This window comes from Microbulbifer variabilis, from assembly GCF_023716485.1.
Classification (GTDB): domain Bacteria; phylum Pseudomonadota; class Gammaproteobacteria; order Pseudomonadales; family Cellvibrionaceae; genus Microbulbifer; species Microbulbifer variabilis_B.
Map to the genome: position 1 here is coordinate 1908505 of NZ_CP092418.1, position 22149 is coordinate 1930653.

Below are 22149 nucleotides of genomic sequence, written 5' to 3' on the forward strand. Positions count from 1 at the left end.
AATCCTTCCTATTCTCTACAGAAGAGCCTCTTCTTCCACTTTGCTCTCAACCATTATTTTTTACTAATAGGCAGATCCACTACAGGGATTGGCGCAATTTAATATCGGGTGAGAAAAATGAAAAAAAACCGAGGTGCTATTGCTAGAAATGGCGCTCTGATCTTATTTTTTTTGTTATTCATTCCCAGTTTACTGTTGGCGTACGAACCAAAGCCTGCCAGCGTAATTACAAAAAAAGCAAATCAGGCGGTACTGAAAGAGTTGCCCTTTGCCAATCGGGAGGATTTTGCCAATGTAAAAAGGGGATTTATTGCCCCACTTTTGAATGACGGTATTATCAAAAATGAAAAAGGTGATCAGGTATGGAACCTGCAGGCCTTCCAATTCGCCAATGACCAACAAGCCCCTGCCACAGCTAACCCCAGTCTCTGGCGCCAGCTTCAGTTAATCTCCCAGGGCGGTCTCTATGAAGTGATACCGCGAATTTACCAGGTGCGCAGCGCAGATCTTTCCAATATCACTTTTATTGAAGGGGATACCGGGGTCATTGTTATGGATCCCTTAATCTCTACGGAAACCGCAAAAGCCGGCTTGGATTTATATCGTGAGCACCGGGGAAATAAACCGATAGTGGCAGTGATTTATACCCACAGCCATGTCGATCATTACGGCGGTGTACGTGGGGTAGTTAATGAGGAGGAGGTAAAATCTGGCAAGGTGAAAGTGATCGCACCCAAAGATTTTTTAATTGAGGCGGTCAGTGAAAATGTGTTTGCCGGTAATCATATGGCACGCCGTGCCAGTTTTATGTATGGCAACCTTATACCCAAAGGCCCAATGGGTACTCTGGGATCGGGCTTGGGGCTGGAAACGTCCACAGGTACCGTCACTCTGATTGAGCCTACTGATACGATCAGTAAAACTGGTGAAACAAGAAAAATTGATGGCCTCACGTTTGAGTTTTTGATGGCACCGGGCTCCGAGGCCCCAGCAGAAATGCACTTTTATATTCCCGAATTAAAGGCGCTTACTGCTGCGGAGAATGCCACTCACACACTGCACAACCTTTATACCCTGCGCGGCGCCAAGGTGCGCAATGCCCGGGCCTGGTCCCGCTATCTCAATGAGACACTTCAGCGTTGGGGGGGGCAGGCGGAGGTGCTCTTTGCTCCACACCACTGGCCCACCTGGGGGCAGGAGAAGGTCGTCAACCATTTGAAAAAGCAGCGCGACCTGTATAAGTACCTCAATGACCAGACCCTGCGATTGGCTAATCATGGCTATAACATGGTCCAGACTGCTGAGTTAATGCAACTGCCCCCAGAGCTTTCCCAATACTGGGCCAATCGTGGATATTATGGCAGTGTCAATCACGATACCCGCGCGGTATGGAACTATTACCTTGGGTTTTTCGATGGAAATCCAGCGCGCCTCTACCCGATGCCACCCACTGCTGCGGGTAAAAAATACGTCCAATATATGGGTGGGGCCGCTAATGTCATAAAACAAGCCAAAAAGGACTATGAGGCTGGAGAATACCGCTGGGTGGCGGAGGTGTTGGATAAGCTCGTTTCTGCTGAGCCTAACAACCGCGCCGCACGTGATCTGCTGGCGAATGCGCTGGAGCAGATGGGTTACCAACAAGAAAATGGAACCTGGAGAAACTTTTTTTTAAGTGGCGCCAGGGAGTTGCGCGATGGTATAGAGCGATTGCCAGTACCATTAACAGCAAGCGCCGATACAATCCGCAGTATGCCTACCGTACTTATTTTTGATTACCTGGGGATTCGATTAAATGGTCCCAAGGCCACCGGGAAGCAGATTGCTATTAATATTAGTTTGCCGGACATACAGGAAGCTTACTCTCTTGTGCTTGAGAATGCTGTGCTCAACTACGGCCCCCCAATAGAAAAGCCCCAAAGCTTCGTTACTCTTAATCGCAATGATCTCAACGATATTATCCTGGGCGCATCCTCTATAGAGGAAAAAATGAATGAAGGTGCGGTGAAAATTGATGGGGATGTGGGGCAATTAAAGGTATTGCTTTCCCTTATGGATAAGTTTGATTTTTGGTGGAATCTGGTTACTCCAGAACCTATGAATATAAATGCTCCAGAGGAACAGCCGTAATGCCATTTCTTATACTTCTTGTTGGAGATGGTTTAGTGTTATGTAAATCTTTGTGTTTTAAATCTTCCGGGCTTGATTCGGAGTGTTTATGGATGAAGCACCTGGGTAGAAATGCTTGAAGGTAATGGTGCTCTGGAAGAGATTGCGAACTTTAGAGTTTCTTGGAGATAAAATATAAAGATTTAATTCATGGTGATTTTTACTCTGACTGTTTATGTGTGGGCTTGTAAGGCCACATTATCTAATTTCTATAGCGAAGGTGTATTAAAAAAGATGTGTGGCCCATGATGAAAAGTTGATTTTTAATATTTGTAAGTGAGGTTCAATGAGTAGCGATTTCCTCTGTTTGATTGCTTGTTAATCGTGTTGTTTCTGGCTCTATAGCATTTTTTCCCTTCTGAAAGGTAAGGATTCCATCCGCAATAGATCCCTGTAGTAAAATTTTGCAATCCTGTTCGTAATTGTTCAGTAGGCGCCACGGATATTTATTCCCCTGGCGGGGAAGTGCATGATTACCTCTTCTGACATAACCGGAACTCAGGCTGCTCATCACAGAGTCACTTTCTGCGCACCCCTCGCTATCAACCGGTAGACATATATCAAGTTGATGCTCGTCCATATAATTGATTAAACGGCAGATGTAGCGTGCAGAGATATCTGCTTTTAGGGTCCAGGGGGCATTAGTATATCCAAACACCCAAGACATATTGGGGACACCTTCTAAGAGCACAGCTTTGTAAGTGAGCTTCTCACTGATGGGTACTTTCTTGCCATCAATACTCAGCTGCATGCCTCCGAGCACTTGGATATTTAATCCGGTAGCTGTGATAATGATATCCGCATCGATCTGTTGCCCTGATTCCAACTCGATACCCTGTTTGTCAATGGCTTTTATCTCCCCAGTTTCTACTGAGGCTTTGCCTGATTTTATTGCTGCAAAGAAATCATCATCGGGCACTGCGCAAATACGTTGATCCCAGGGGCTGTAGCTCGGTGTGAAGTGACGCATATCAAAGTCGTTGGGTAGGCTTTTGCGAACACCCCGCAGGAACAGTTTACGCATAAAATGTGGCCAGTGTTTAGAAGCCTTAAAGAGCCAGCGTTGTATTTTTATATTTCGCCAGCGCGCAAAATTAAAAACCCAGGATTTTGGTAGAAACTTTAGTAACAGCGCCGAGAGTTTATCGAACGCGGGTACGGAAATAACATAACTAGGAGAGCGCTGTAACATGGTGACATGCTTGGCTTGATCAGCCAGGGCGGGTACCAGGGTAATAGCGGTGGCACCACTGCCAATCACAACAATTTTTTTGTTTTGGTAATCCAGTTCTTCCGGCCAGTGCTGGGGGTGGATGTAGTCACCCTGAAACTGTTCGGCACCAGGAATTTTTGGGAGATATCCCTGGGAATGATCGTAATACCCGGTACATGAGATTAAAAACTTACAGCTGTAGTAACAGGGCTTGCCGCTCTGAGTATTGCTTCCCTGCAGAATCCATAGTTCTTTTTGGCTATCCCAGTTGGCGCTGAAGAGGTCGACATTAAAGTGAATATCTCTACTAACTGCATACTCGTCTGCAGTATCAATGAGGTATTGGCGGATAGAGGGTCCATCAGCCAGTACTTTCAGTCCCGGCCATGGGCGGAAGTCAAAGCCAAAGGTGAACATATCTGAATCCGAACGAATACCTGGGTAGCGGAATAAATCCCAGGTGCCTCCGATTTGAGAGCGACGCTCTAGGATGGCAATTTTCTTGGAGGGGCATTCGCGGCGCAGGTGGCAGGCGGTTCCGATACCGGAAAGCCCGGCTCCAATAATTAGCACATCAAAGTGAAGTGGTTGCAAAATCATCATCCTTCTTGTGTCTTTAGACGCAATAGACTGCGTAGATGTGGAGCCTTTTTATTGCTACATTGCGACAAAAAATTATCTTGAGGCGTCAGCTGGCGCCCTGGAGGAGCAATGGGTAGTTTGATACGAGCCAGTGTGCTTACGGGGTATAGCGAACTGGCATCGGAGCTTGGAGGAGATGCCCGCACATTTCTTACGAAATTCAGTCTTCCTGAGGATATTGTCATATCGGATAGCCGCTTGCTGTCACACTTGGATGTAGCGCGCTTGCTGGAGCTAACCGCCGAGCGGTTAGAGTGCGCTGACTTTGCCCTTCGTCTGGCAGTAAGACAGGGGGTCGATCGATTGGGGGGGATTGCGGTGATAGCCTGCAACTCCACGTCGGCCAGAGAGGCGATTCTGGCGGTGGCTAGGTTTATGTCATTGCACAGCCCCGCTATTCACTTGCGGATTGAATCGGTCCCTGGTGGTACTTTAGAGCGCGTGGTATTCGATCAACTCGATCCGGCTTTATCGTGCTTTCACCAGATCCATGAGCAAACCTTGGGGAATGCGCTGGTGATGTTGCAAATGCTGATGGGCGCGAATGTGGCACCGCAGCGAGTCCTGTTGCCACATGCCGCTCTGACCGATCCCGCCGATTACTTTGAATACTTTTCCTGCCCGGTGGAATTCCTTTCCGGTTACTGCGCCATGGAGTACCCGGCACAGCAGCTGGATACTCCGCTCGCTTGTGCCGATCCGGTTACCAAACGGTTGGCCATCAATTATTTAGAGCAGCAGTCTGTTTCTTCTGATGCCTCTCTGAGTACACAGGTTAGGGACTTGATGCGGCAATTGCTGCCTACTGGCCAGTATCAGGTGGGGGTGGTCGCGGCCCACTTAAGCCTGCACCCACGTACTCTGCAGAGACGTCTGGCAGGTGAGGGTTTGCGCTTTGATGCCTTGTTGGACCTGGTGCGTAGGGAGATGGCTGCGGAGTACTTGGCAAATACCGGGCTGGCTCTGGGACAGATTACCGGGCTGCTGGGATATGCGGAGCAGAGCACTTTTCAGCGCGCTTGTCGGCGGTGGTTTTCGGATACGCCGCGTAACTACCGTCGCCGGCTGGCCCCTGCCGATCAATAGTCTGTGGGCTCAACCTCTCCTGGGCGCCAGGTCTTCTCCAGCCAGGGCCCCAGGGGGCCATAGAGTCGCAATATCACAAAAAAACCCTTGCCCGGCACTGTCTCCAGCCAGTTGTGTTCGAAGCCCTTGGGGGCTTGGGGACCAAAGTAGATGTCGTAAGAGCCGTCGGAATTTTGTTTGATCCCTTTGCTCTGGCTGCTTACCGAGGGGAATTTCTGGCTTGTCTTGAGCTGTGAGCGGGTCTGGCTGTCGTAGATATTAACGGCCCAGAAAGCGTTGACAGGCACCTCCGGCGGCAAGTGCAGTTTGTACTTCTTGGCACCATCGAAGGGCTCCTTATTTTCATCAACAAAGGCGATGGCGTAATCAGAGCCCTTGCCGGGCTCAAGGGCAATCATTGCCGGACTTACTCCAGTGTAGGGGTAGAAATAGCTGACCCGTGCATCGCTATTGATGGTTTTGCCATCGGGGCCATTAAAGAAAATATTCTTGCCGGGAAATGCCATTACCCAGGCGCTGTCGGTGCCGGGGTAGATCTTGATATCGGCAAGGGATTTGTCGGTGCGGGGATACCAGACGATAGAGCGGGCGATGCCATTGCCGATGGCAACGGCATCGGTAAGGATCTTGGTCATGCGTTCATCGGGGCTAAACGCTTTGCCTTTTTCGATACCAATAGAGGCAAACAGGCCGCGGGTTTCCGGGTTCAGCATGCCAATCCATTCGTACTGAATGACTTCATTGAGGTGTTTATAAAATTTGTAGTTGTTGGGATGAATGGTATTGAAGGCCTTGCCCGAAGCGCTAATGAACACCATCGGCGGGGGAGTTCCCTTTCTGGAGAGGGGGTAAATCCTGAGGTGGTCTTTGACACTTTGGGCGGCGGCTTCCAATGGCTGTTCCCCAGGTGAGCGCATAAATACCCATACTCGAAAAGAGCGAGGGTAGACGGGAAAATACCCAAAGGGCAGATTGCCTTTGTAGTCTGGCGGAAGAACCAGATATTTACCGCCGCGCCCTTTATCTGGCCCGGAGCGACCAATGTCCTCCACATAGCGGAACCAGGCATCATTAAATGCTCCCGAAACCCCTGGTGGTGAATGCAGCACAGTGGGTCCATCGCGCTTGAGATCCAGAAAGGCGAGGGTGTAAATCGTCGATGTGTTTCCGGTTAGAAATAGAGATTCAGAATTCATCAGCCGATCAAAGATTAAAACCTCATTGGCGGCTTTAGCTCCCAGCTCACGAGCGCCTTTCATTAATCCGTGCACCGAGGCTCCTTGAATGCCTTTTAAGAAGCTATCTACTGCACGCATATGATCCAGGTAGTCGTAGAGTTTCTCTGCCGTATCGGGATAAGGGGCGCCATCGCGAAACTTGAGCAGCCCAATGCTGCTTTCTACTTTATCTGGTGTACTAATGGATTCTACAGACTCCCTACTCACATCAGCGCTTAGGTTAGGATGCAATAGCGCAATGAGGATTAATGGAGTGAGAAAAATCATCCGCGAGTTTATGTTGGATTTTTGCGGCTGGTGGGTGAGCGGCAATGGCCAACTGTTCAATCTCAATTCCTCTTTGATTTTCTATGACAGCTCATAAGACTGATGCAGTAAAAACTCGGGCTGCAAATCACATAAATCATCTTTATCGTTTACAACTTCTGTAGCGAGATGCATTGACCGGAATGCGGTTCAAAAAACTATCGACGCAAGCACATCCTGGGAAATATTTAGTGACTAATGGTTCAGGTTTTTGCGGCGGCTGGAAGCCAATAAATCGGCTTCTGCCTTGCCTATATTGTTTCCAGTGAAACTATTTGTGTCGCATGAAATTAAAAGCCAAGTGAATCCCGCAAGACTCTTCATGATCAAAATCAAGCGTTGGTCTGATTATATTAGCCGCTTCTTCTAAAAGCCTTTTTTGGCTTAATTTTCCACCAATTCTTGTTAAGGATTTGGCCGTTAGCCTGATGGAAGTGTCGCCAATAACTCCCCAAAGAGCGCACTGGAATGGCTGTGTTGGCTCTGAGCTCGTGGTGCCTGATGCATTTAATGCCGAGAAGCACAGTAAATAATTTTTTTGTTAGATGTTTAATGTAACAAAAGGTCAACAACTTAAAGATATAATGTCAACTTTAAAGGTTTAGGTTGTTCATGTGGCTATTGGGAGTGGCGAGATACTTTAGAGATAAACCTCATTAATAATGGAAATAATTTGCACATTAATAACCGATTTGCGGAATTCAAGGTGTCACTAAAAAATAGTTTCCCTTTGCTGCCCACCAATAAAATTATTTTTCTGCTGAATGTCCTGTTCAATAATAATCAAAAGTCAACATAAAAAAAATTTAGGAAATTATGACTTTCCTGAACTGCATGAGCCGGAATGAAAACTTCATCACAGGATTTCAAGATAATGCTTGTCATTATGGAGAGCTCACTTTATAAAATGATCGTGCCATCTAGGTAGCTCCAGTTTCTTTTTTGGGGGGAAGTCGGGAGCTATAGAATAATTTTTAAAAAAAATATTTGGACTAATGATGTTCTCGCTTGCCGACCTGTTCGATAGGGTTATTAGTGGCTTCTGGAGTGGAAGCCTTGAAAATCTGACTGGGGAAAACTTATCAAATCAATGCTGTGAGAGGGCTCTGTCTCTTTTGCAGTTGGCCGATACTCCGTTGGTCCATGGAGACAGGCTGGTAATCAGAGCGCAAAACGATATTCCTACAGTGGCAACAATGTTGGCGGCCTGGCACCTCGGTTTGGTGGTGGTTCCCGTCAAGGGTGATGCCTCACAATCCGCAGTGAGTGCAATAGCAAGCGACTGCAATGCCAAGGCCATTGTGGAAGGTGAAAAAGTTATTTCGCTGGCTACTTATCGACCGCAGCAGCGATTATTTGAACTCAACACACCTGTCAGGGTGACAGGTGTTGACCTGGCCCTCATTATCTATACATCGGGAAGTACCGGTAAGCCAAAGGGCATAATGCTCACCCACCAGAATGTGCTTACTTCTCTGGATTCACTCTCGCAGTATCTTCGCTTGGCTGAGACGGATCGCATACTCTGCCTTTCACCATTGTCATTTGATTACGGTTTATACCAGGTGTTGTTTGCCCTCAAAACGGGGTGCTCAACAATTCTTTACGATAAAACGTTCAACCCTCTTCATGCTTTGAAAGTAATATCTGATCAGAAAATTTCAGTGTTACCCATTGTTCCGGCGATGGGGGCTGCCTTGGCAAAACTTTTGACACTGGTAAAACCTGATCTTTCTGTACTTCGCGCTTTAACCAATACTGGTGGGCACCTACCTGAGTATGTCATTCGCACTTGGAAAGAATATTGTCCGGCGCTCGATGTTTTCTCAATGTATGGTCTCACTGAGTGCAAAAGGGCCCTTTATCTGGAACCGGAGCTTTGGGAGCAGAAGATGGGGTCTGTGGGTAAGCCTATTCCCGGCCTAGATGCTCGAATTTTTCTGATGGATGCCGGCAGCAACGCCTATAGAGAGGCCGAGGCCAATGAAATTGGTGAGCTTTTCGTGCGTGGCTCCGGAGTTATGCAGGCATATTACGATCCCTGTGCTCAAGGGGGGGCACAAATCTTTAATGGTCTGTACCGGGATGATAACTGGCTTGCTACTGGTGATTTATTTAGTCGGGACCAGGAGGGCTTCTATTACTTCAGGGGGCGCTCCAAGGATCTGATCAAGCAAGCAGGTTTTTGCCTTTTCCCCAAAGATTTGGAAGCCGTAATTGATACATGCCCGTTGGTACACCTCAGTGTAGTGCTCGGTTCTTTAGATAAGTTTCAAAATGAGGTTGCGGTTTGTGTAGTTGAACTGCAGGAAAACACGCCCGAAAATCAACAGCAGCTCAAAGTGTGGTTGAAAGAGAATCTGGATGCTGATTACACTCCGAGGGAAGTGCGATTTGTTGAATCAATCGACCTAACAGCAAACGGCAAAATTGATAAGAAAAAACTTGAACAAGAGCTTCAAGCATGAGTTTTCTCAGTTGGAAATACTGAGACTATTTGGTCGGCGGGCAGCGTACTAGCTTATTAATAAATAATATTTTAGACCGGTAAGTCGTAAATACGGCTGAAATATTTGTGCCCTATATAAGAATGAATTTAAATTTATCCTGGTGATATCATGAAAGCTTCATTGGAAAAGCTCGTTGCCCAGCTGAGCCAGCAAAGGCAACACTTTTCAACACCGTGCTATGTCTACTCCCTAAAAGATATTGCCGATAACTACCAAAAACTGAAAGGCCGCCTGGGAACATCTCTCATATATTCCCTAAAGGCGAATAGCTGCCTTGATCTTGTCGTACGTAGTGGTCATGTTTTTGAAGATGGAGTTGAAATTGCCTCTGTGGGGGAGTTGAATCTTCTCCCTCGAGGTGAAAGCCCTCGCTATATCAATAACCCTTCCGCAGATAAAAGTTTCCTCAGAGCGGCAATTGCAAGTAAGTGCACACTGGTGATCGATAATCTATCCCAGTTAGAAATCGTTAAGGAGTTTCAGGGGAAGCGTCCGATTAATCCGCTGATACTTCGTTTGAACCCCAGTACCTTGGATCAATTTGAGAAGGCTCCGGTAACCACGAGAAGAGACCACTTTGGCTTTGGTTGGAGTGATGTTGAAACGGCCTTGGCATTCTGTAAAAAACATGAGTTGAAAGTTGCTGGATTCCATGTGTTCCGAGGATCCTATAATTTCGCAAAGCTCGCTTTTAATACTGCACAAGCAGCTTTGCAAATAGTTGAGAAATTTGAGAGGGAGCTCGGCTATGCCATTGATTTAGTTAACCTTGGCGGTGGCTTTGATCTGAATTGGGAAAGTATTGATTTTAATTTTGAACAATATAGGGAATTACTTGGTGAATTTCCCTCTCACATAAAAGTCGCCCACGAAAGTGGGCGTGCTCTGGTTGCCAGTGCGGGATATTTTGTAACTCAGATTCGCTACGTGAAATCGATAGAAGGGCAGCAGTACGGAATCTGTGATGGCGGCATGGCGCAGAACTTCCTTTTAGCGAAAACGGAAAGTACTTTTAAACGCTTCAGTCAGCCACTGATATTGCGTGGCGATGAAATATTGGAATTTGAGAGCAGTACAGAGAGCTGTTTGCTGGTAGGTACTTCCTGTAACAAGGAAGATGTGATCGGTGAAATAAAAGGCGGGCCTGTACAGCCTGGCGACTTGGCTGTTTTCAGCAATTGTGGAGCCTATAACGCGAGCTATACCGTTGCTCCATTCCTGAGTTTACCTTCTGCTAAATCCTACCTCATGGAGTAACTTATGGAACTGCAATCTATTGCCGGCAGCTTTGTAATCAATCAGCTTTCTTCCGTTTCTCCAGTGCCAGCTTCACTGCAAGGGCTTCTTGAGGAGGCCTGTGTGCGTCTGTTCGACGCTTCAATGATCATTGAAGACCCTCTGACAGAGCCTGCCCCTCTTCGAGAGCCATCGGTCAAGCAGCCACTAGAACAATTTGAACAAACTTTTGTTATTGATCAAATTATTGACAAGGTGCGCGATGAGGGGTTGGCCCACCATTTCCATGAAATGATAGGACTGTTTGGTTCCATCATGATGAGTCTGACGGCGACTGAAGATCAGCTGGCTCAAGTGAATAACTGGGTGGAGCAGGGGATTTTTGGTCACTTCTTGATGACAGACCCCGGTGGCCCAAGCCTGCAGAGCTGGAAGACTGAGATACAGGATGATGATGGTGTTTTGCAGCTTAATATCAATAAAATTCATGGTATAGAGGCACAAAAGCTAGGGTTTGCCATGGTTGTTGCCAAACAGGCAGCAAGGCCATTCCCAGTTACATTGATGCTGCCTCCTGAACTCTGTGCTGAATTGAAGCAGTCATCTGTTGGTGAGCCCTTCCTGGATGGCAAGCTGCAACTGGGGAACTGCCGTGGTCGTGTCCCAGTTACTAAAGAAATGCTGCTTAGCAAAGGTGGTCTGGGGAGTGTTAATCGCTTCCTGACACTTGTGCGTCCCCGTTTTGTGAAGTCTCTGATGCACTTTGTGCTTTGGTTACGAGATCAAGGGGAGGTTGAGTTGTCTGTTGCGGATCAGGAGATTGTCGAGTATCTGATTTATCTCTGTAATGAGCAAACCTCGGCCACCATCTTCTCAATGCATAGTGTGAATAGAGTGCTGGCAACAAAATTTGCCAGTAACGAATTACTTTTGCACTTGGTATCTTCGGGTAAGGTACAAAGCAAAACTCGCCAGCGGGATTTGCTGGCGTTTACCAAGATGGAAGGAAGTTCCTACCGCTGCTTTTTCGAGATTTATAGTAAGGCGAAAGGGCATCGGCTATGAGCTTATACCTGAAGTCAGCGGCATTTACCCCCATAGAAAATATTACTTTTGCAGAGAGTGGAGGCTTGCAAGAAGCCTTCGCACAAATCGGTGAAATTATATCTGAACAGAGTGCTCGTGTAACAGAGGTTATTCCAGAGGAGGTAAGGGCTGAGATTAACCGACACTTTCTTTGTTCAACCATGATTGAGCTACCTTTTACGACTGGGGCCGTTAATACGGACGATTTAAACTCTCTGAAAAATCGACCAAGTATTCCTGTGACCAGTTTTGTGAACACTTATGAGTGTGCATCCTGGGGTTACAGCCTGCGCTATTACTTGCGACAAAATCCAGCTGTACGTTATGTACTAGTCAGTATTCTGGATGCCAATGTGCTGGATTTAAGCTTTTGGCAGAGTAATGAAAATTGGGGCAGGAGCGGCTTTGGTTTATGCACATTGCTCTTGGAAGTCGACTCATTCAGAGTGGAAGATATTACAGCCGGTTGTGCGGTTACCTATAACACAACACCAGAGTTTGCAACAATTATCAGAAAGATGGCCAGTGCTGGGAAGGATCTAACTTTATCTTTGCCATTTTTTCCAGAAAACATACGACAAATATTTACCCGTTTACTCAGTAGTTTCCAGCAGCTTCCCGATCTTCATGAAAGGTGGGGGCACTGTTTTGGTAGTGATCCCTGGTTAAACATTATTAGCCACGGAGTTGAGGGTAGATTCCAAGAGGAAGAGAAGCTATTGGTATGTTCTATTGCTCTCAATGGCTATTACTGTACGGCTGAAGTTAGGGTTGACCAGGGTAGCACTTTTTACTTGGCGGAGGCGGTATGAGTAAAGTGATAGAGCTTTCCAGTAGGTTACTGCGCAATCCCTATCCGCAAACCCCTAAACTTTGCGCAGCCCAGACATTGCCCTTGAAAGGTGAATCTGATTTTCTAGCAATTTCTCAGTTACCGGTGGGTACAACTCCAGTACTTTTAAGCTTTGCTGAGCACTATCAACTCTTGGTTGAGCTATTGGAGTGCTTGGATCAATCTGGGGTTTTGATCGAAACAATCTTGATGAGAATGCAGATGCCTGCTGGTGGAAGAATGCCAAAAGTATTTCTACATGAGCGGGTCTTAATGTTGCAGGATATTCAGGCTGAGGAATATATCTTACAAAGGGAGGGCAAACCGTATCTGGTTATTGAGGATAACTTGGTACGACACCCTCTGGAAGCAGGCAATAATAGTATTCACATCAGGATATCTGCTACAGAGAACTGTGAAAAATTAGTTTCTTTATACTCTGAAAAATTATTGGAATTAGGTTTTGGTGCCATTGAAAAAATGGCCAGGGAAGGAACCGCATAAAATGTATATAAGAAGCCTCTGGGTTGATCATAAAGGGGAAACAGAGCAACTGTTGAACTCCCTAAACCATTACCTTTCAGGATTGGATTATATCCCAGAGCTTGTATATATCGTTTCAGCCGGCGAGGCTAATGTGTTACTGGAGCGACCGGTTGTTGAGTTTCTAGTTCAGCTGGAAGAGGCTGGGCATAACATTCAATTTGTAGGTAGTGCATGTACCAGTTTTCATGCTGCGCTTTTAAGTTATTCCAAACGTCATGAAGAAGACGCCCTAGTTATAAATTTAGAGCTGGGTAAAGAGCGGCAGCAGGAATGCCTGGATGCCCTGGGTATAGGAATAAAGCCTGGGCAGGACGGTTTGGATGTGATTACAGGAGTGGCAGTTTCCTGGTTATGTAGGCATTACCACGAACGGAGTTTATGCCAAATTTCCAGTTGTGATATTTTATCGCAAGCGCCATCACTCAATGGGGCGCCTGAGCTGGTGCAAAACCTCAAGAAATTAATGGCGACTGATCTGGACAATTCCTGCCGTGTAGTGTCCTTTGATATTCAATCTCGCTGGGCGAAAGGATTGCTGAAAGGCTTTTCTCATGAGGATAAAACTCATTGGCTGCCTAGTGTTGAGCTTGATGGGCTTCACTATCTTAGTATTAAGCCTCTTGCGGAGATTGATAAATATTGTTTGAGAGACGAAATTGAAGGTCTCTGGATAATCACTCTTGGTGGCGGTGGTAGGGCTGGTTGCCTCCGGGTACACAGAACCCCACAAGCAAATGGACAGCTGCTTTCCCGTCTGGTGAACACAGAGACCGTTTCTCTTGAAGAGGCTTATCAGGGTTTTAATGCAGCACAAAGTCTCGAAGATGCATACGGCCAGGATCACCTTCCTCATGTTCGCGGCGCCATGATTTATCCCCAGAAAAAATACCGGGGAAGACATAATCAAATATTTCACTGGGTGCTGGGTTCCGGCAGCTGGCGGTCACTCTTGGAAAATCAAGGAGCCAAACATGGGTAGAAATATCTATAAGTCTGATTTGCGGGAATTTAAATTTCTTATTGAAGACCAGTTTCATCAGGCCAAAACACTATTTGAGCACCCACGCTATAGTGATTGCTCTGCTGAAATCGTAGATGATGTTCTGCAGCGTGCGAAAAAATTTGCTACTGAGGTATTGGGACCAGGTTATCAAGAGGCTGATGAACAAAGTTGCCACTTGGTTGATGGCAAGGTACAGCTGCCTTCCTCTTTTCCGGAGATGTGGAGTCGTTTTAAAGAGGAATGGGGAGACTTATCTTCTAGCAGTGGCGGTCAGGTAACCGATCTTCCGCCCTTTATAATGCAAATGCTGTTAGAAATGTTTATGGGGGCCAACCCCAGCTTTATGACCTATGGTGGTTTTTGTTTGCCATCTTCTACCCTGGTAGAAAAATATGGTTCAGAAATTCAAAAAGCACTATTTAAGGACAAATTGGCTACTTCTGAGTGGACTTCTTGCCTTTGTTTGACTGAGCCACAGGCTGGCAGTGATGTTTCCCTGGTCGATACCAAGGCCGCGCGGCAAGCAGACGGTACCTATTTACTCACCGGCGAAAAGTACCTAATCAGTGCTGGTATGCACGACCTAACAGATAATACCTTGTACTTTGTGATGGGTAGAGGGGAGAAGAGTGGCTCGGGAACCTATGGCTTGTCTTGCTTTATCGTACCCAAATACTGGGTTGAAGAAGATGGTAGCCTAGGAGAGTTTAATCATGTTGAATGTATCTCCCTTGCTGACAAAATGGGTTTTAAAGGTTGTGCCAATACTCACCTTACCTTCGGCAAGAATGGCCAATGCCGTGCATATTTACTAGGTGATCGGGAAAATGTTGGATTATTGCAGTTCTTGACCCTGATGAATCAGGCAAGAATTAGCACAGGGGTTTATGCCCTGGGAATGGCTTCCTCGGCTTACTACAACGCTCTAGCCTATGCCAGTAAACGCATTCAGGGTAAACGTTTTCATGAAAGCTTCAGCGCTACGGCAAGCAGGGTCAATATTGTTGAGCATGTAGATGTGCAGCGCATGTTACTGGAAATGAAATCCAAGGTTGAGGGCTGCAGGGCCTTGATCGCCAAGCTGACCCTATCTGAAAGCTTACTCAAGACATTCGAGGGGGATGAGGCTAAGAAAACTGAGGCTACCTATCATCAGGGGCTGGTAAACCTGCTGACTCCCGTGGTGAAAGCCTATATCAGTGATCAGGCATGGCGCATTTGTGAACTGGCCATTCAGACCTGTGGTGGCCAAGGTTACCTGAAAGAATTGGGTATTGAGCAGTATGCTCGGGATATCAAGGTACTCGCCATTTGGGAAGGAACTAATTATATCCAAAGCCAGGATCTTATCCGAGATAAGTTAGGGCTGGGCAACTCCAGCAAGCTGTTTCAAATTTATAAGAGTGAGTTTGAATCATTTATTAATAGAGCGGGTGATTTCCCCAATTTCAAAACCGAATTTAGCCGCCTTCAAGAATCCTTTGAGCACTTGGAGACTGTCCTGAAAACCGTACATGTGTGGGTCAGGACCAAAGAGATGTTCAAAATTCCGGCTTACAGTACTCGTATTCTGCACATGATGGGGGACATTACTCTTGCCTGGTTGTTGCTAGAAGCTGCCTGTAGTGCATCCAGTCGCCTGAGTAAAGGAGAGGGGGATAAAGCTTTCTACGAGTCGAAGGTCACTAGCGCTAAATTCTTTATCAGGAATGAATTACCCAGAACCAAGATGGTGATGGACATTATTCAGGATCATGATTCATTTTGTCAGGTTGACTCTCCCGTATGGGATTCTCTTCTCACTGGGGTGGAATCGCTGTGATGAATGCTTTCGATCAAATACAAAAAGAATATGACGTTGTCATCATTGGCGGTGGCTGGGCCGGGTTGACTCTGGCTCGGCAAATTAGACGCGGTGGCCAGGATGTTTCAATTTTGGTTGTAGAAGCCAGTGATAGTTTCCGTGCAAAAGTGGGGGAGGCTACTGTTGAGATGACCGGCCATTACTTTATGAAGCAGTTGGGCTTGGTTAATTATCTCTATAGGAACCACCTTCCGAAAAACGGTTTGCGCTTTTTCTTTGATAAACCTGATCACAGCTTGTCTCTAACCGAAATGAGTGAGCACGGAACTACTAGTATTCCGCCTCATCCAGCCTTCCAGCTGGACAGAGCTCGCCTGGAGGCGGACCTGGTTGAAATGAACCGGGAAGATGGTATTCAAGTTCTTATGGGTGTGAAAGCCAAGGGCCTCAGTATTGAGTCTGACGATAACCGTCATTCCATTCAGCTGTCTGTGGCTGATTGCAACACTGAGATTGCAGCCCGCTGGTTGGTGGATTGTAGTGGGCGCAATCGCTTTGCAAAGAAACATAAAAAGTTAACACGCCAGGAGAATGTACCCGAGCACTTCTCTTCCTGGGGACGCTTCAAGAATATCCGGGATATTGACTCCATGGGAGATGAATCTTGGAGAAAACGGGCTTTTGGCCGTTTCTTATCTACCAATCATTTTTCCGGAGATGGCTATTGGGTGTGGTTTATTCCACTGAGTGGTGGCTACACCAGTGTCGGAATTGTCGGTGAAAAGGATAAGTTTGAAAAACCACCCACCAAGCGTGAAAGCTTCCTGGAATTCCTGATGAATTATCAGGCAATTTCAGAATTGTTAGATGGCGCTGAGCTGGTGGATTTTGAAGCTTGGGGGCAGCTTGCCTATCGTGCGGATGAATTTATTTTCCCCGATCGTTGGGCTACCTCTGGTTTTGCCTCTATGTTTCTTGATCCCCTGTTCAGTGGTGGTGGCGATATGATCGCTTTGTTTAATGATCATATCTGTAAATATATCCTTATGGATCTCGCTGAACCTGATAGAGGTAAAGCCCAGAATATACTGAATCAGGAGCTAGCCATTGCGAATCAGACCGTAAAAGAGTTTTATCAAGGCCTCTATGCTCATGTGGCCAATGTATACCCGGTTATTGATTCTGCTGAGCTTTGCTCACCTCTGTTGGCATATAACACTGCTGCTTATTTTCTGGAAATCGCCTGGGACTATATGTCAGACAGTTACCTGGATCAGGAGTACTGGCAACGTAAAAGTTACCTGCGCCGGGGTTATATGGCATTGGAGCTTATATTGCAGAGGCAGTTGATAGATACCGCGAAAGTTCTTAAATCGGAAGGTCGTTATTACCGTAGGAATGATGAAGGATTTTTTGAGTCTGGAGCGGATCATTACAAGTATTTTGTCTACCTGATGGGTACTGCTGGTCGGGATGGTTGGCGCATTGATTTAAGGGTAAAGCTGTGGGTTGAGATATTTCTCAAGGTGATTGAGGCCAAATTGGATTTCCCTGGGCTAGCTAACAAAATGGTAGTTCAGCAAAGTATATTGTTGCCGGATTTATTGGGGAGGCCCAATTTAAGCACTGCCGACAAGGGGTGGTTGCTGGAGAAAATTTCTGAAAAATTCTCAGGAATACTCTCAGATGAGGCGGAGCGCCCTGTTCAAGTTAGAGTGACGGAAGACTCTTTCCATACGGAAGCACTGGAAATTAAGGATTCTTCCGGAGAGCTAACTATAGATGAACTTGACAAGCTCGCTAAAAAAGCCAAATCGCTCTGGTCTCAAAATCAGGAATACATTGCGATGCCAGGTATGGTACCGGTTTTCTTGGCATTTGCACGTAGCCAATCCGACAGCATTATGGATTCTGTAATTGACCAGAGAAAAGCTATGGGAATGGATCAACAAGCCTCAGAAAGTCCTGTAGTGGAGGCGGTGTGATTCAAGAGTTTTTCAAAGCGCGTGATAGTAAGAATCTGGCATTTCGCTGGCTGCCAGCAGAAGATACAGAGACCGCGCTCATATGTATGCACGGCAGCACTTTTAGCAGTCAGTGGTATTTAATGTTTGGGCGAATGCTACACAAACAGGGAATGTCCATTTGCTTACCGGATTGGCGAGGGCATGGGAAAAGTGAGGGGCGTCCTGGAGATCTGGATTATCCGAACCAATTACAGGATGATCTGCAGGATCTGATAGCGCACCTCAAGGAGAGAGGAGTTCGCCGTTTTGTACTCGGTGGGCATAGCGCCGGCTCTCTTGCCTCTCTGAGATACCTCGGAATATATGGTACCAAGGACATCGTGGGTTTTTTTGCTATAGCACCACCGCTAACCCAGGCAGAAGAAACTCGAAAGTATGATATTGCCACTTCAGGACTTGAGTACTTTATCCGCTATTTTCGTAAACGGCGACACAGCAGACCAATGGCGGGCCCAGAGCAGCAAAATTTGCCCAAAATAAATCTTTGGAAATATTGGCTGGCGATGCTTATTCCTGCATTCAGGCGGATGCCTGTTTTAAGCTTCCCTCCAGTAGGTTCAGCTGCTGGTAATCAGGGTAGGGTACTTGATTGTAGCTTCAACTTACTTAGTGCTTACACTATTAAGAGATATACCGATCTATTCGCCAGTATTGATATCCCGTGTCATATCACCGTGGGCCAGTACGATGAAGTAGTCGATGCACATACCTTATATACGGTAATGAATTGGTATATCTCACCTAAAGTAGAATCCTATTTAACTGAGATTCCCAATGCTACCCATATGTCAGCTATCTCAGCTTCGGCTAAACCGATCTCCAGCTGGCTCGATAAGGTGGTAGAGAGGCGATTGGAGGCTGCTTTGTGAAACAAATGGTTTATGATATTTCTGGGGTAAAACCTGTAACACTAGCAGTGGGTGCGGAGTTCTCTGTGTTGGACTTATACCCCGATAAATATAAAAAATTATTGAGCACATCAGAGGTTAAGCATAAGGGTGTTATCCAGAGAAGTGATCGCAATTGCTTTCACATTAAAGTTGCAGATTTGTTCAATTTGCCCCTGTATTACTTTACCCTGAATGAGCAACTGTTCATCAGTGCGAAATTGTCCTCATTTTTGGCCGTAGGTGCAGATAAAGTCGATCTGAACTATTTGGTTGAGCTTGAATATTTCGGTTTTCCTACTGAAAGAAAAAGCCTGCTGGAAAATGTCAGAATGATTTTTCCGGGTGATGAGGTGACGATCACAGCTGAATCATTAATCTGGCTGGATGATACTCTTGCTACAGAACCTAATTTGAAGGCTGCTTTGGTAAAGCCTCAAAGCAGAGGGGAGGCCTTATACAATCTTCTCCCCATGGTGGCTTCACAATTATTTACACCTTTCGATCATGTGTTCTTTGCTCAAGTGTTTGAGCAAGTAGAAGCTTGTGAAGAGCTTTTGTGCGAAATTAGTAAAAATAGCCTGCCGCGAAAATTTGGGTTTAATCGTCAAAGGTCAGATATCTTTAAAGCGGCGCACAAGTCCAGAAAGGTTGAAGGTATTGATCTGAAAAACTATGTTAGAGAGATTAATGATCAGCTTGAATCGAGCTGGGAAGCTTCTGGTAAGGAACAGGATAGGGATGTCTACCTGGCAGAGTATTTGTATCATCCTTTTATTCTTTTTCATCTGAATATTCTGGCTGCAGAGTTAGGTAAGGAGGTCAGGATTGTCGACGAGAGTAATTTGAAAGAAAAGGGTGGTCTGAATCAAATTTTCTCTTTGGATGACAGCCCTATAGTTAATGTTTATGAGTCTTTTCAGAGGGTGTTTTTTTACGGAAACCGATGGCTTTCACGCATCTGGTTTTTTATACCCCCTATGATTAGCGCCAAGATTATTAAGCGGCAACAGAAATACTCTGAAGGTGAGCAGCATGTATGTATATATGCTTTGACCCTAGATTATTTGTTGCGATTCTATCCCTTGAAAGTTGGTAATGTAACTGGAGATTAGGTATGTCTACAGCAGTCGTAGAGAGCAAAGTACAGGAACTCTGTGAGCAGATCGCTCTTATGCTGAATGTTGATTCTGTTGATGCGGATACCCCTATTGCTGAGTTGGGTGTGGATTCACTCAATATTGTTGAAGTGATATTGATTTGTGAACAGCTTTATCCTGGTGTGATGAGCCCAGAAAATCTGGTTTTTGATGAGCACACTACCCTAAAGGAAATGGATACACAGTTGCTCGAAAATTCAGCTGAGATTTAAATCTTTTTTAGGGGGTAGCCCATGTTTAAGAAAATGCTAACAATATTAATAAGTAGTCTTCTGATTGGTAACATTATTGCCTGGTTTTCAGGGGCTGCTCCCATTGACTTCAAAAAGATAGACTATAGCAAAACTGAATTTGAACAATTGGAGTTTCTGACAGCTGAGCTGGATCAGAATCAATCTGACCCTGAATTAATGTTGCAACTTGGGCAGCTGTACAGCTACCACAATGAAATAGATAGAGCGGATAATTTACTGGCTACCGCCTACCAACAAGATCCTGAAAATATGCTGATTAAAGCAGCCTATTTTTCCAATGAAGGTAAGTTGGCTGGTGCCATGTTCGATCCGGCCATGGGGTTGTATAAACTTTATCGTCTGCGTCAAGCGATGAATCAAGTGGATGAAGCGGCGCTACAAGCTAGCTCTGACTTTAATGTGCGACTGGTTCGGCTGCTCACTTTTTCTTTTGTTGGTGAAGTTAGCGGTCACTTTGACAGAGTGTTTGAAGATGAAGACTGGTTCATAGCTCTGATAGAAAAAGATAATGATGCTTTACCTGGGGAAGTCAAACAACTTGTGTATCTGGCTCTCGCTAATGCCTACATGATTAAAGGGTTGGATAATAGTAATGAACTTAATATAGCTCTGGATTATTACCAGAAAGCAGAAAATTTGGCTGAATGTCCTTCTACCATGCTGGATGCCTGTGAGCAGTTGAGTCAAATGGTTATTACTTTGGGCGAAGCCTAATGTTGGTTGAATTGCGCAATGTATCCAAGCGCTATGCTATGGGTGATATCTGGGTAGACGCCCTAAAAGATATCACTCTTTCCTTGGGAAAAGGCGAATTTCTCGCTGTGAAGGGGCCTAGCGGTAGTGGTAAGAGTACTTTGCTTAATATTTTGTCGGCTCTTGATCAGTGCGATTCCGGCACTGTTCAGGTTGGCGGTGTCAATATCGGTAAATTGGGAGAGCACAAGCGTTCAAAATTCCGAAACCGGCACATTGGCATTGTATTTCAGTCCTTTAATTTGATACCAGTGCTTACTGCCCTGGAAAATGTGATGTATCCACTGACTCTCAGGGGAGTGAAGAATGCCAAAGCAAGGGCTCTGCAGGCACTGAAAGATGTAGGCCTTGAAAAACAGGCTGGGCAAAGACCAACCCAGTTATCGGGGGGGCAGATGCAGCGGGTAGCTATAGCCAGGGCGATTGTCACACGGCCTGATATTGTATTAGCAGATGAGCCTACGGCAAATCTGGACTCGAAAACCTCAGAAACGATCATGGCGCTGATACAGAAGTTGAATAGAGAGCAGGGCATAACCTTTGTTATTTCAACACATGACGATTATGTAACTAGCCTGGCATCCAGAGTGATTACTATTTTGGATGGAGAGTTAGTGAGTGATCGCCTTAGTGGTGACGTTCTGGCCAGTGGGTATGATAGATCCAGTATTACAAGTTCGGGGGTTGAGGTATGAAAATACTTAGCACACAGGATTTTCTGAAGGTACTTACAGTTTTCTTTTTTCTGTTTGTCAGCCTTCCAAAGGTGATTGCTGAGGAGTACATACCCCCTTCAGAGATCCCCTCTTCTAACCTCGAGAGAGTTCGCCTGGTTGAAGATTTAAATGAAGAATCCACACCAGAACAAAAGAAAATTGCGTATTTGGCCGAATTGGCATTGCTGACTTCCTCAGGGGATACACGAGTTGAACAAGTGGAATCCCTGGAACAAAAAATGACCAAATTGAAGAGCACGCTGAACAATGATCCAGAGTTGAGTGCCGCTCTAGGATCGGCAATTTCCTTTCGATCTAGTTTCTATCTCGATCAATTGGCAAAGCTATCCTTATTTTCAAGGCGGGGAAATCGCATGATGGATAGGGCAGTAAAGCAGGCCCCTTTCAATCTTGGGGCAAGATTGCAGAGGGGCATCAGCTGCGCAAATATGCCGGCCTTCTTGAAACGGGCCCGCTATGCAGTAGAAGACCTGGAGTTAGTTCAACAAAAAATTGGTGGTAAGTACGGTAATGAGTTCCAGGCATTTGTCGACTACTACCTTGCACAGGCCTATGAACGTAATGATCAGGCAGATAAAGCCAGAGAACTCTGGACAAGGTTGACAGCTTCAGAAACCGAGTGGGCAAAAAAATCTCGCCTGGCCCTGGAGAAACTTTAGT

At 45.9% G+C, this 22149-nt stretch carries 18 protein-coding genes; 16 read left to right on the plus strand and 2 right to left on the minus strand.

What is annotated here, in order from left to right:
- Positions 1-117 precede the first annotated feature (117 nt).
- A complete protein-coding gene (locus MJO52_RS08620; protein ID WP_252085530.1) occupies positions 118-2130 on the plus strand; it encodes an alkyl/aryl-sulfatase in 2013 nt (670 codons plus the stop codon).
- Positions 2131-2452: 322 nt separating this feature from the next.
- Here the strand turns inward: MJO52_RS08620 and MJO52_RS08625 are convergent, their stop codons facing one another.
- Entirely contained in the window at positions 2453-3982 is a 1530-nt protein-coding gene (locus tag MJO52_RS08625) for a flavin-containing monooxygenase (RefSeq protein ID WP_252085984.1), read from the minus strand.
- 111 nt (positions 3983-4093) lie between these two features.
- Between MJO52_RS08625 and MJO52_RS08630 the strand changes: the two genes are divergently transcribed.
- Positions 4094-5110, plus strand: coding sequence for an AraC family transcriptional regulator (locus MJO52_RS08630; RefSeq protein ID WP_252085531.1), 1017 nt, complete (start codon positions 4094-4096; stop codon positions 5108-5110).
- On the opposite strand, the gene MJO52_RS08635 is transcribed toward MJO52_RS08630, so the two are convergent.
- A complete protein-coding gene (locus tag MJO52_RS08635; RefSeq protein ID WP_252085532.1) occupies positions 5104-6555 on the minus strand; it encodes a DUF1254 domain-containing protein in 1452 nt (483 codons plus the stop codon). The genes MJO52_RS08630 and MJO52_RS08635 overlap by 7 nt on opposite strands.
- A 1097-nt stretch (positions 6556-7652) precedes the next feature.
- Between MJO52_RS08635 and MJO52_RS08640 the strand changes: the two genes are divergently transcribed.
- From MJO52_RS08640 to MJO52_RS08705, 14 genes are all read left to right on the plus strand, one after another.
- Positions 7653-9122, plus strand: a complete 1470-nt coding sequence (locus MJO52_RS08640; protein WP_252085533.1) for a class I adenylate-forming enzyme family protein — start codon at positions 7653-7655, stop codon at positions 9120-9122.
- 150 nt (positions 9123-9272) lie between these two features.
- The gene (locus MJO52_RS08645; RefSeq protein ID WP_252085534.1) at positions 9273-10421 is read left to right on the plus strand and encodes a PLP-dependent decarboxylase; all 1149 of its coding nucleotides are present in this window, start codon (positions 9273-9275) and stop codon (positions 10419-10421) included.
- Positions 10422-10424: 3 nt separating this feature from the next.
- Positions 10425-11465 carry a hypothetical protein gene (locus tag MJO52_RS08650; protein WP_252085535.1) on the plus strand — a complete coding sequence of 347 codons (1041 nt, stop codon included), beginning with the start codon at positions 10425-10427 and terminating at the stop codon, positions 11463-11465.
- Positions 11462-12298, plus strand: a complete 837-nt coding sequence (locus MJO52_RS08655) for a hypothetical protein (RefSeq protein WP_252085536.1) — start codon at positions 11462-11464, stop codon at positions 12296-12298. Before MJO52_RS08650 ends, MJO52_RS08655 begins: the two co-directional genes overlap by 4 nt.
- Positions 12295-12822 (plus strand): hypothetical protein, encoded by a 528-nt coding sequence (locus tag MJO52_RS08660; RefSeq protein WP_252085537.1) that lies wholly within the window; start codon positions 12295-12297, stop codon positions 12820-12822. Before MJO52_RS08655 ends, MJO52_RS08660 begins: the two co-directional genes overlap by 4 nt.
- A 1-nt stretch (position 12823) precedes the next feature.
- The gene (locus tag MJO52_RS08665) at positions 12824-13843 is read left to right on the plus strand and encodes a hypothetical protein (protein WP_252085538.1); all 1020 of its coding nucleotides are present in this window, start codon (positions 12824-12826) and stop codon (positions 13841-13843) included.
- Positions 13836-15689 carry an acyl-CoA dehydrogenase gene (locus MJO52_RS08670; RefSeq protein ID WP_252085539.1) on the plus strand — a complete coding sequence of 618 codons (1854 nt, stop codon included), beginning with the start codon at positions 13836-13838 and terminating at the stop codon, positions 15687-15689. Before MJO52_RS08665 ends, MJO52_RS08670 begins: the two co-directional genes overlap by 8 nt.
- Entirely contained in the window at positions 15689-17656 is a 1968-nt protein-coding gene (locus tag MJO52_RS08675; protein ID WP_252085540.1) for an NAD(P)/FAD-dependent oxidoreductase, read from the plus strand. The genes MJO52_RS08670 and MJO52_RS08675 overlap by 1 nt, the downstream gene beginning before the upstream one ends.
- Positions 17653-18567: an alpha/beta hydrolase gene (locus MJO52_RS08680; protein ID WP_252085541.1), complete on the plus strand. Its 915-nt coding sequence runs from the start codon at positions 17653-17655 to the stop codon at positions 18565-18567. The genes MJO52_RS08675 and MJO52_RS08680 overlap by 4 nt, the downstream gene beginning before the upstream one ends.
- Complete coding sequence (locus MJO52_RS08685) at positions 18564-19700, plus strand: hypothetical protein (protein WP_252085542.1); 1137 nt, start codon at positions 18564-18566, stop codon at positions 19698-19700. Before MJO52_RS08680 ends, MJO52_RS08685 begins: the two co-directional genes overlap by 4 nt.
- Before the next feature lie 2 nt (positions 19701-19702).
- A complete protein-coding gene (locus MJO52_RS08690; protein ID WP_252085543.1) occupies positions 19703-19957 on the plus strand; it encodes an acyl carrier protein in 255 nt (84 codons plus the stop codon).
- Between the two features lie 21 nt (positions 19958-19978).
- Positions 19979-20713 (plus strand): hypothetical protein, encoded by a 735-nt coding sequence (locus MJO52_RS08695; RefSeq protein ID WP_252085544.1) that lies wholly within the window; start codon positions 19979-19981, stop codon positions 20711-20713.
- Positions 20713-21447, plus strand: coding sequence for an ABC transporter ATP-binding protein (locus tag MJO52_RS08700; protein WP_252085545.1), 735 nt, complete (start codon positions 20713-20715; stop codon positions 21445-21447). The genes MJO52_RS08695 and MJO52_RS08700 overlap by 1 nt, the downstream gene beginning before the upstream one ends.
- Entirely contained in the window at positions 21444-22148 is a 705-nt protein-coding gene (locus MJO52_RS08705) for a hypothetical protein (protein WP_252085546.1), read from the plus strand. Before MJO52_RS08700 ends, MJO52_RS08705 begins: the two co-directional genes overlap by 4 nt.
- Position 22149: the final 1 nt, after the last annotated feature.

What these genes read in the sequence shown, in the direction of transcription:
- MJO52_RS08650 (WP_252085535.1), top strand. Translation starts at nt 10,425, where the DNA reads ATGGAACTGCAATCTATTGCCGGCAGCTTTGTAATCAATCAGCTTTCT.
- MJO52_RS08630 (WP_252085531.1), top strand. Translation starts at nt 4,094, where the DNA reads ATGGGTAGTTTGATACGAGCCAGTGTGCTTACGGGGTATAGCGAACTG.
- MJO52_RS08655 (WP_252085536.1), top strand. Translation starts at nt 11,462, where the DNA reads ATGAGCTTATACCTGAAGTCAGCGGCATTTACCCCCATAGAAAATATT.
- MJO52_RS08645 (WP_252085534.1), top strand. Translation starts at nt 9,273, where the DNA reads ATGAAAGCTTCATTGGAAAAGCTCGTTGCCCAGCTGAGCCAGCAAAGG.
- MJO52_RS08690 (WP_252085543.1), top strand. Translation starts at nt 19,703, where the DNA reads ATGTCTACAGCAGTCGTAGAGAGCAAAGTACAGGAACTCTGTGAGCAG.
- MJO52_RS08670 (WP_252085539.1), top strand. Translation starts at nt 13,836, where the DNA reads ATGGGTAGAAATATCTATAAGTCTGATTTGCGGGAATTTAAATTTCTT.
- MJO52_RS08705 (WP_252085546.1), top strand. Translation starts at nt 21,444, where the DNA reads ATGAAAATACTTAGCACACAGGATTTTCTGAAGGTACTTACAGTTTTC.
- MJO52_RS08625 (WP_252085984.1), bottom strand. Translation starts at nt 3,982, where the DNA reads ATGATTTTGCAACCACTTCACTTTGATGTGCTAATTATTGGAGCCGGG.
- MJO52_RS08675 (WP_252085540.1), top strand. Translation starts at nt 15,689, where the DNA reads ATGAATGCTTTCGATCAAATACAAAAAGAATATGACGTTGTCATCATT.
- MJO52_RS08620 (WP_252085530.1), top strand. Translation starts at nt 118, where the DNA reads ATGAAAAAAAACCGAGGTGCTATTGCTAGAAATGGCGCTCTGATCTTA.
- MJO52_RS08700 (WP_252085545.1), top strand. Translation starts at nt 20,713, where the DNA reads ATGTTGGTTGAATTGCGCAATGTATCCAAGCGCTATGCTATGGGTGAT.
- MJO52_RS08640 (WP_252085533.1), top strand. Translation starts at nt 7,653, where the DNA reads ATGTTCTCGCTTGCCGACCTGTTCGATAGGGTTATTAGTGGCTTCTGG.
- MJO52_RS08665 (WP_252085538.1), top strand. Translation starts at nt 12,824, where the DNA reads ATGTATATAAGAAGCCTCTGGGTTGATCATAAAGGGGAAACAGAGCAA.
- MJO52_RS08660 (WP_252085537.1), top strand. Translation starts at nt 12,295, where the DNA reads ATGAGTAAAGTGATAGAGCTTTCCAGTAGGTTACTGCGCAATCCCTAT.
- MJO52_RS08695 (WP_252085544.1), top strand. Translation starts at nt 19,979, where the DNA reads ATGTTTAAGAAAATGCTAACAATATTAATAAGTAGTCTTCTGATTGGT.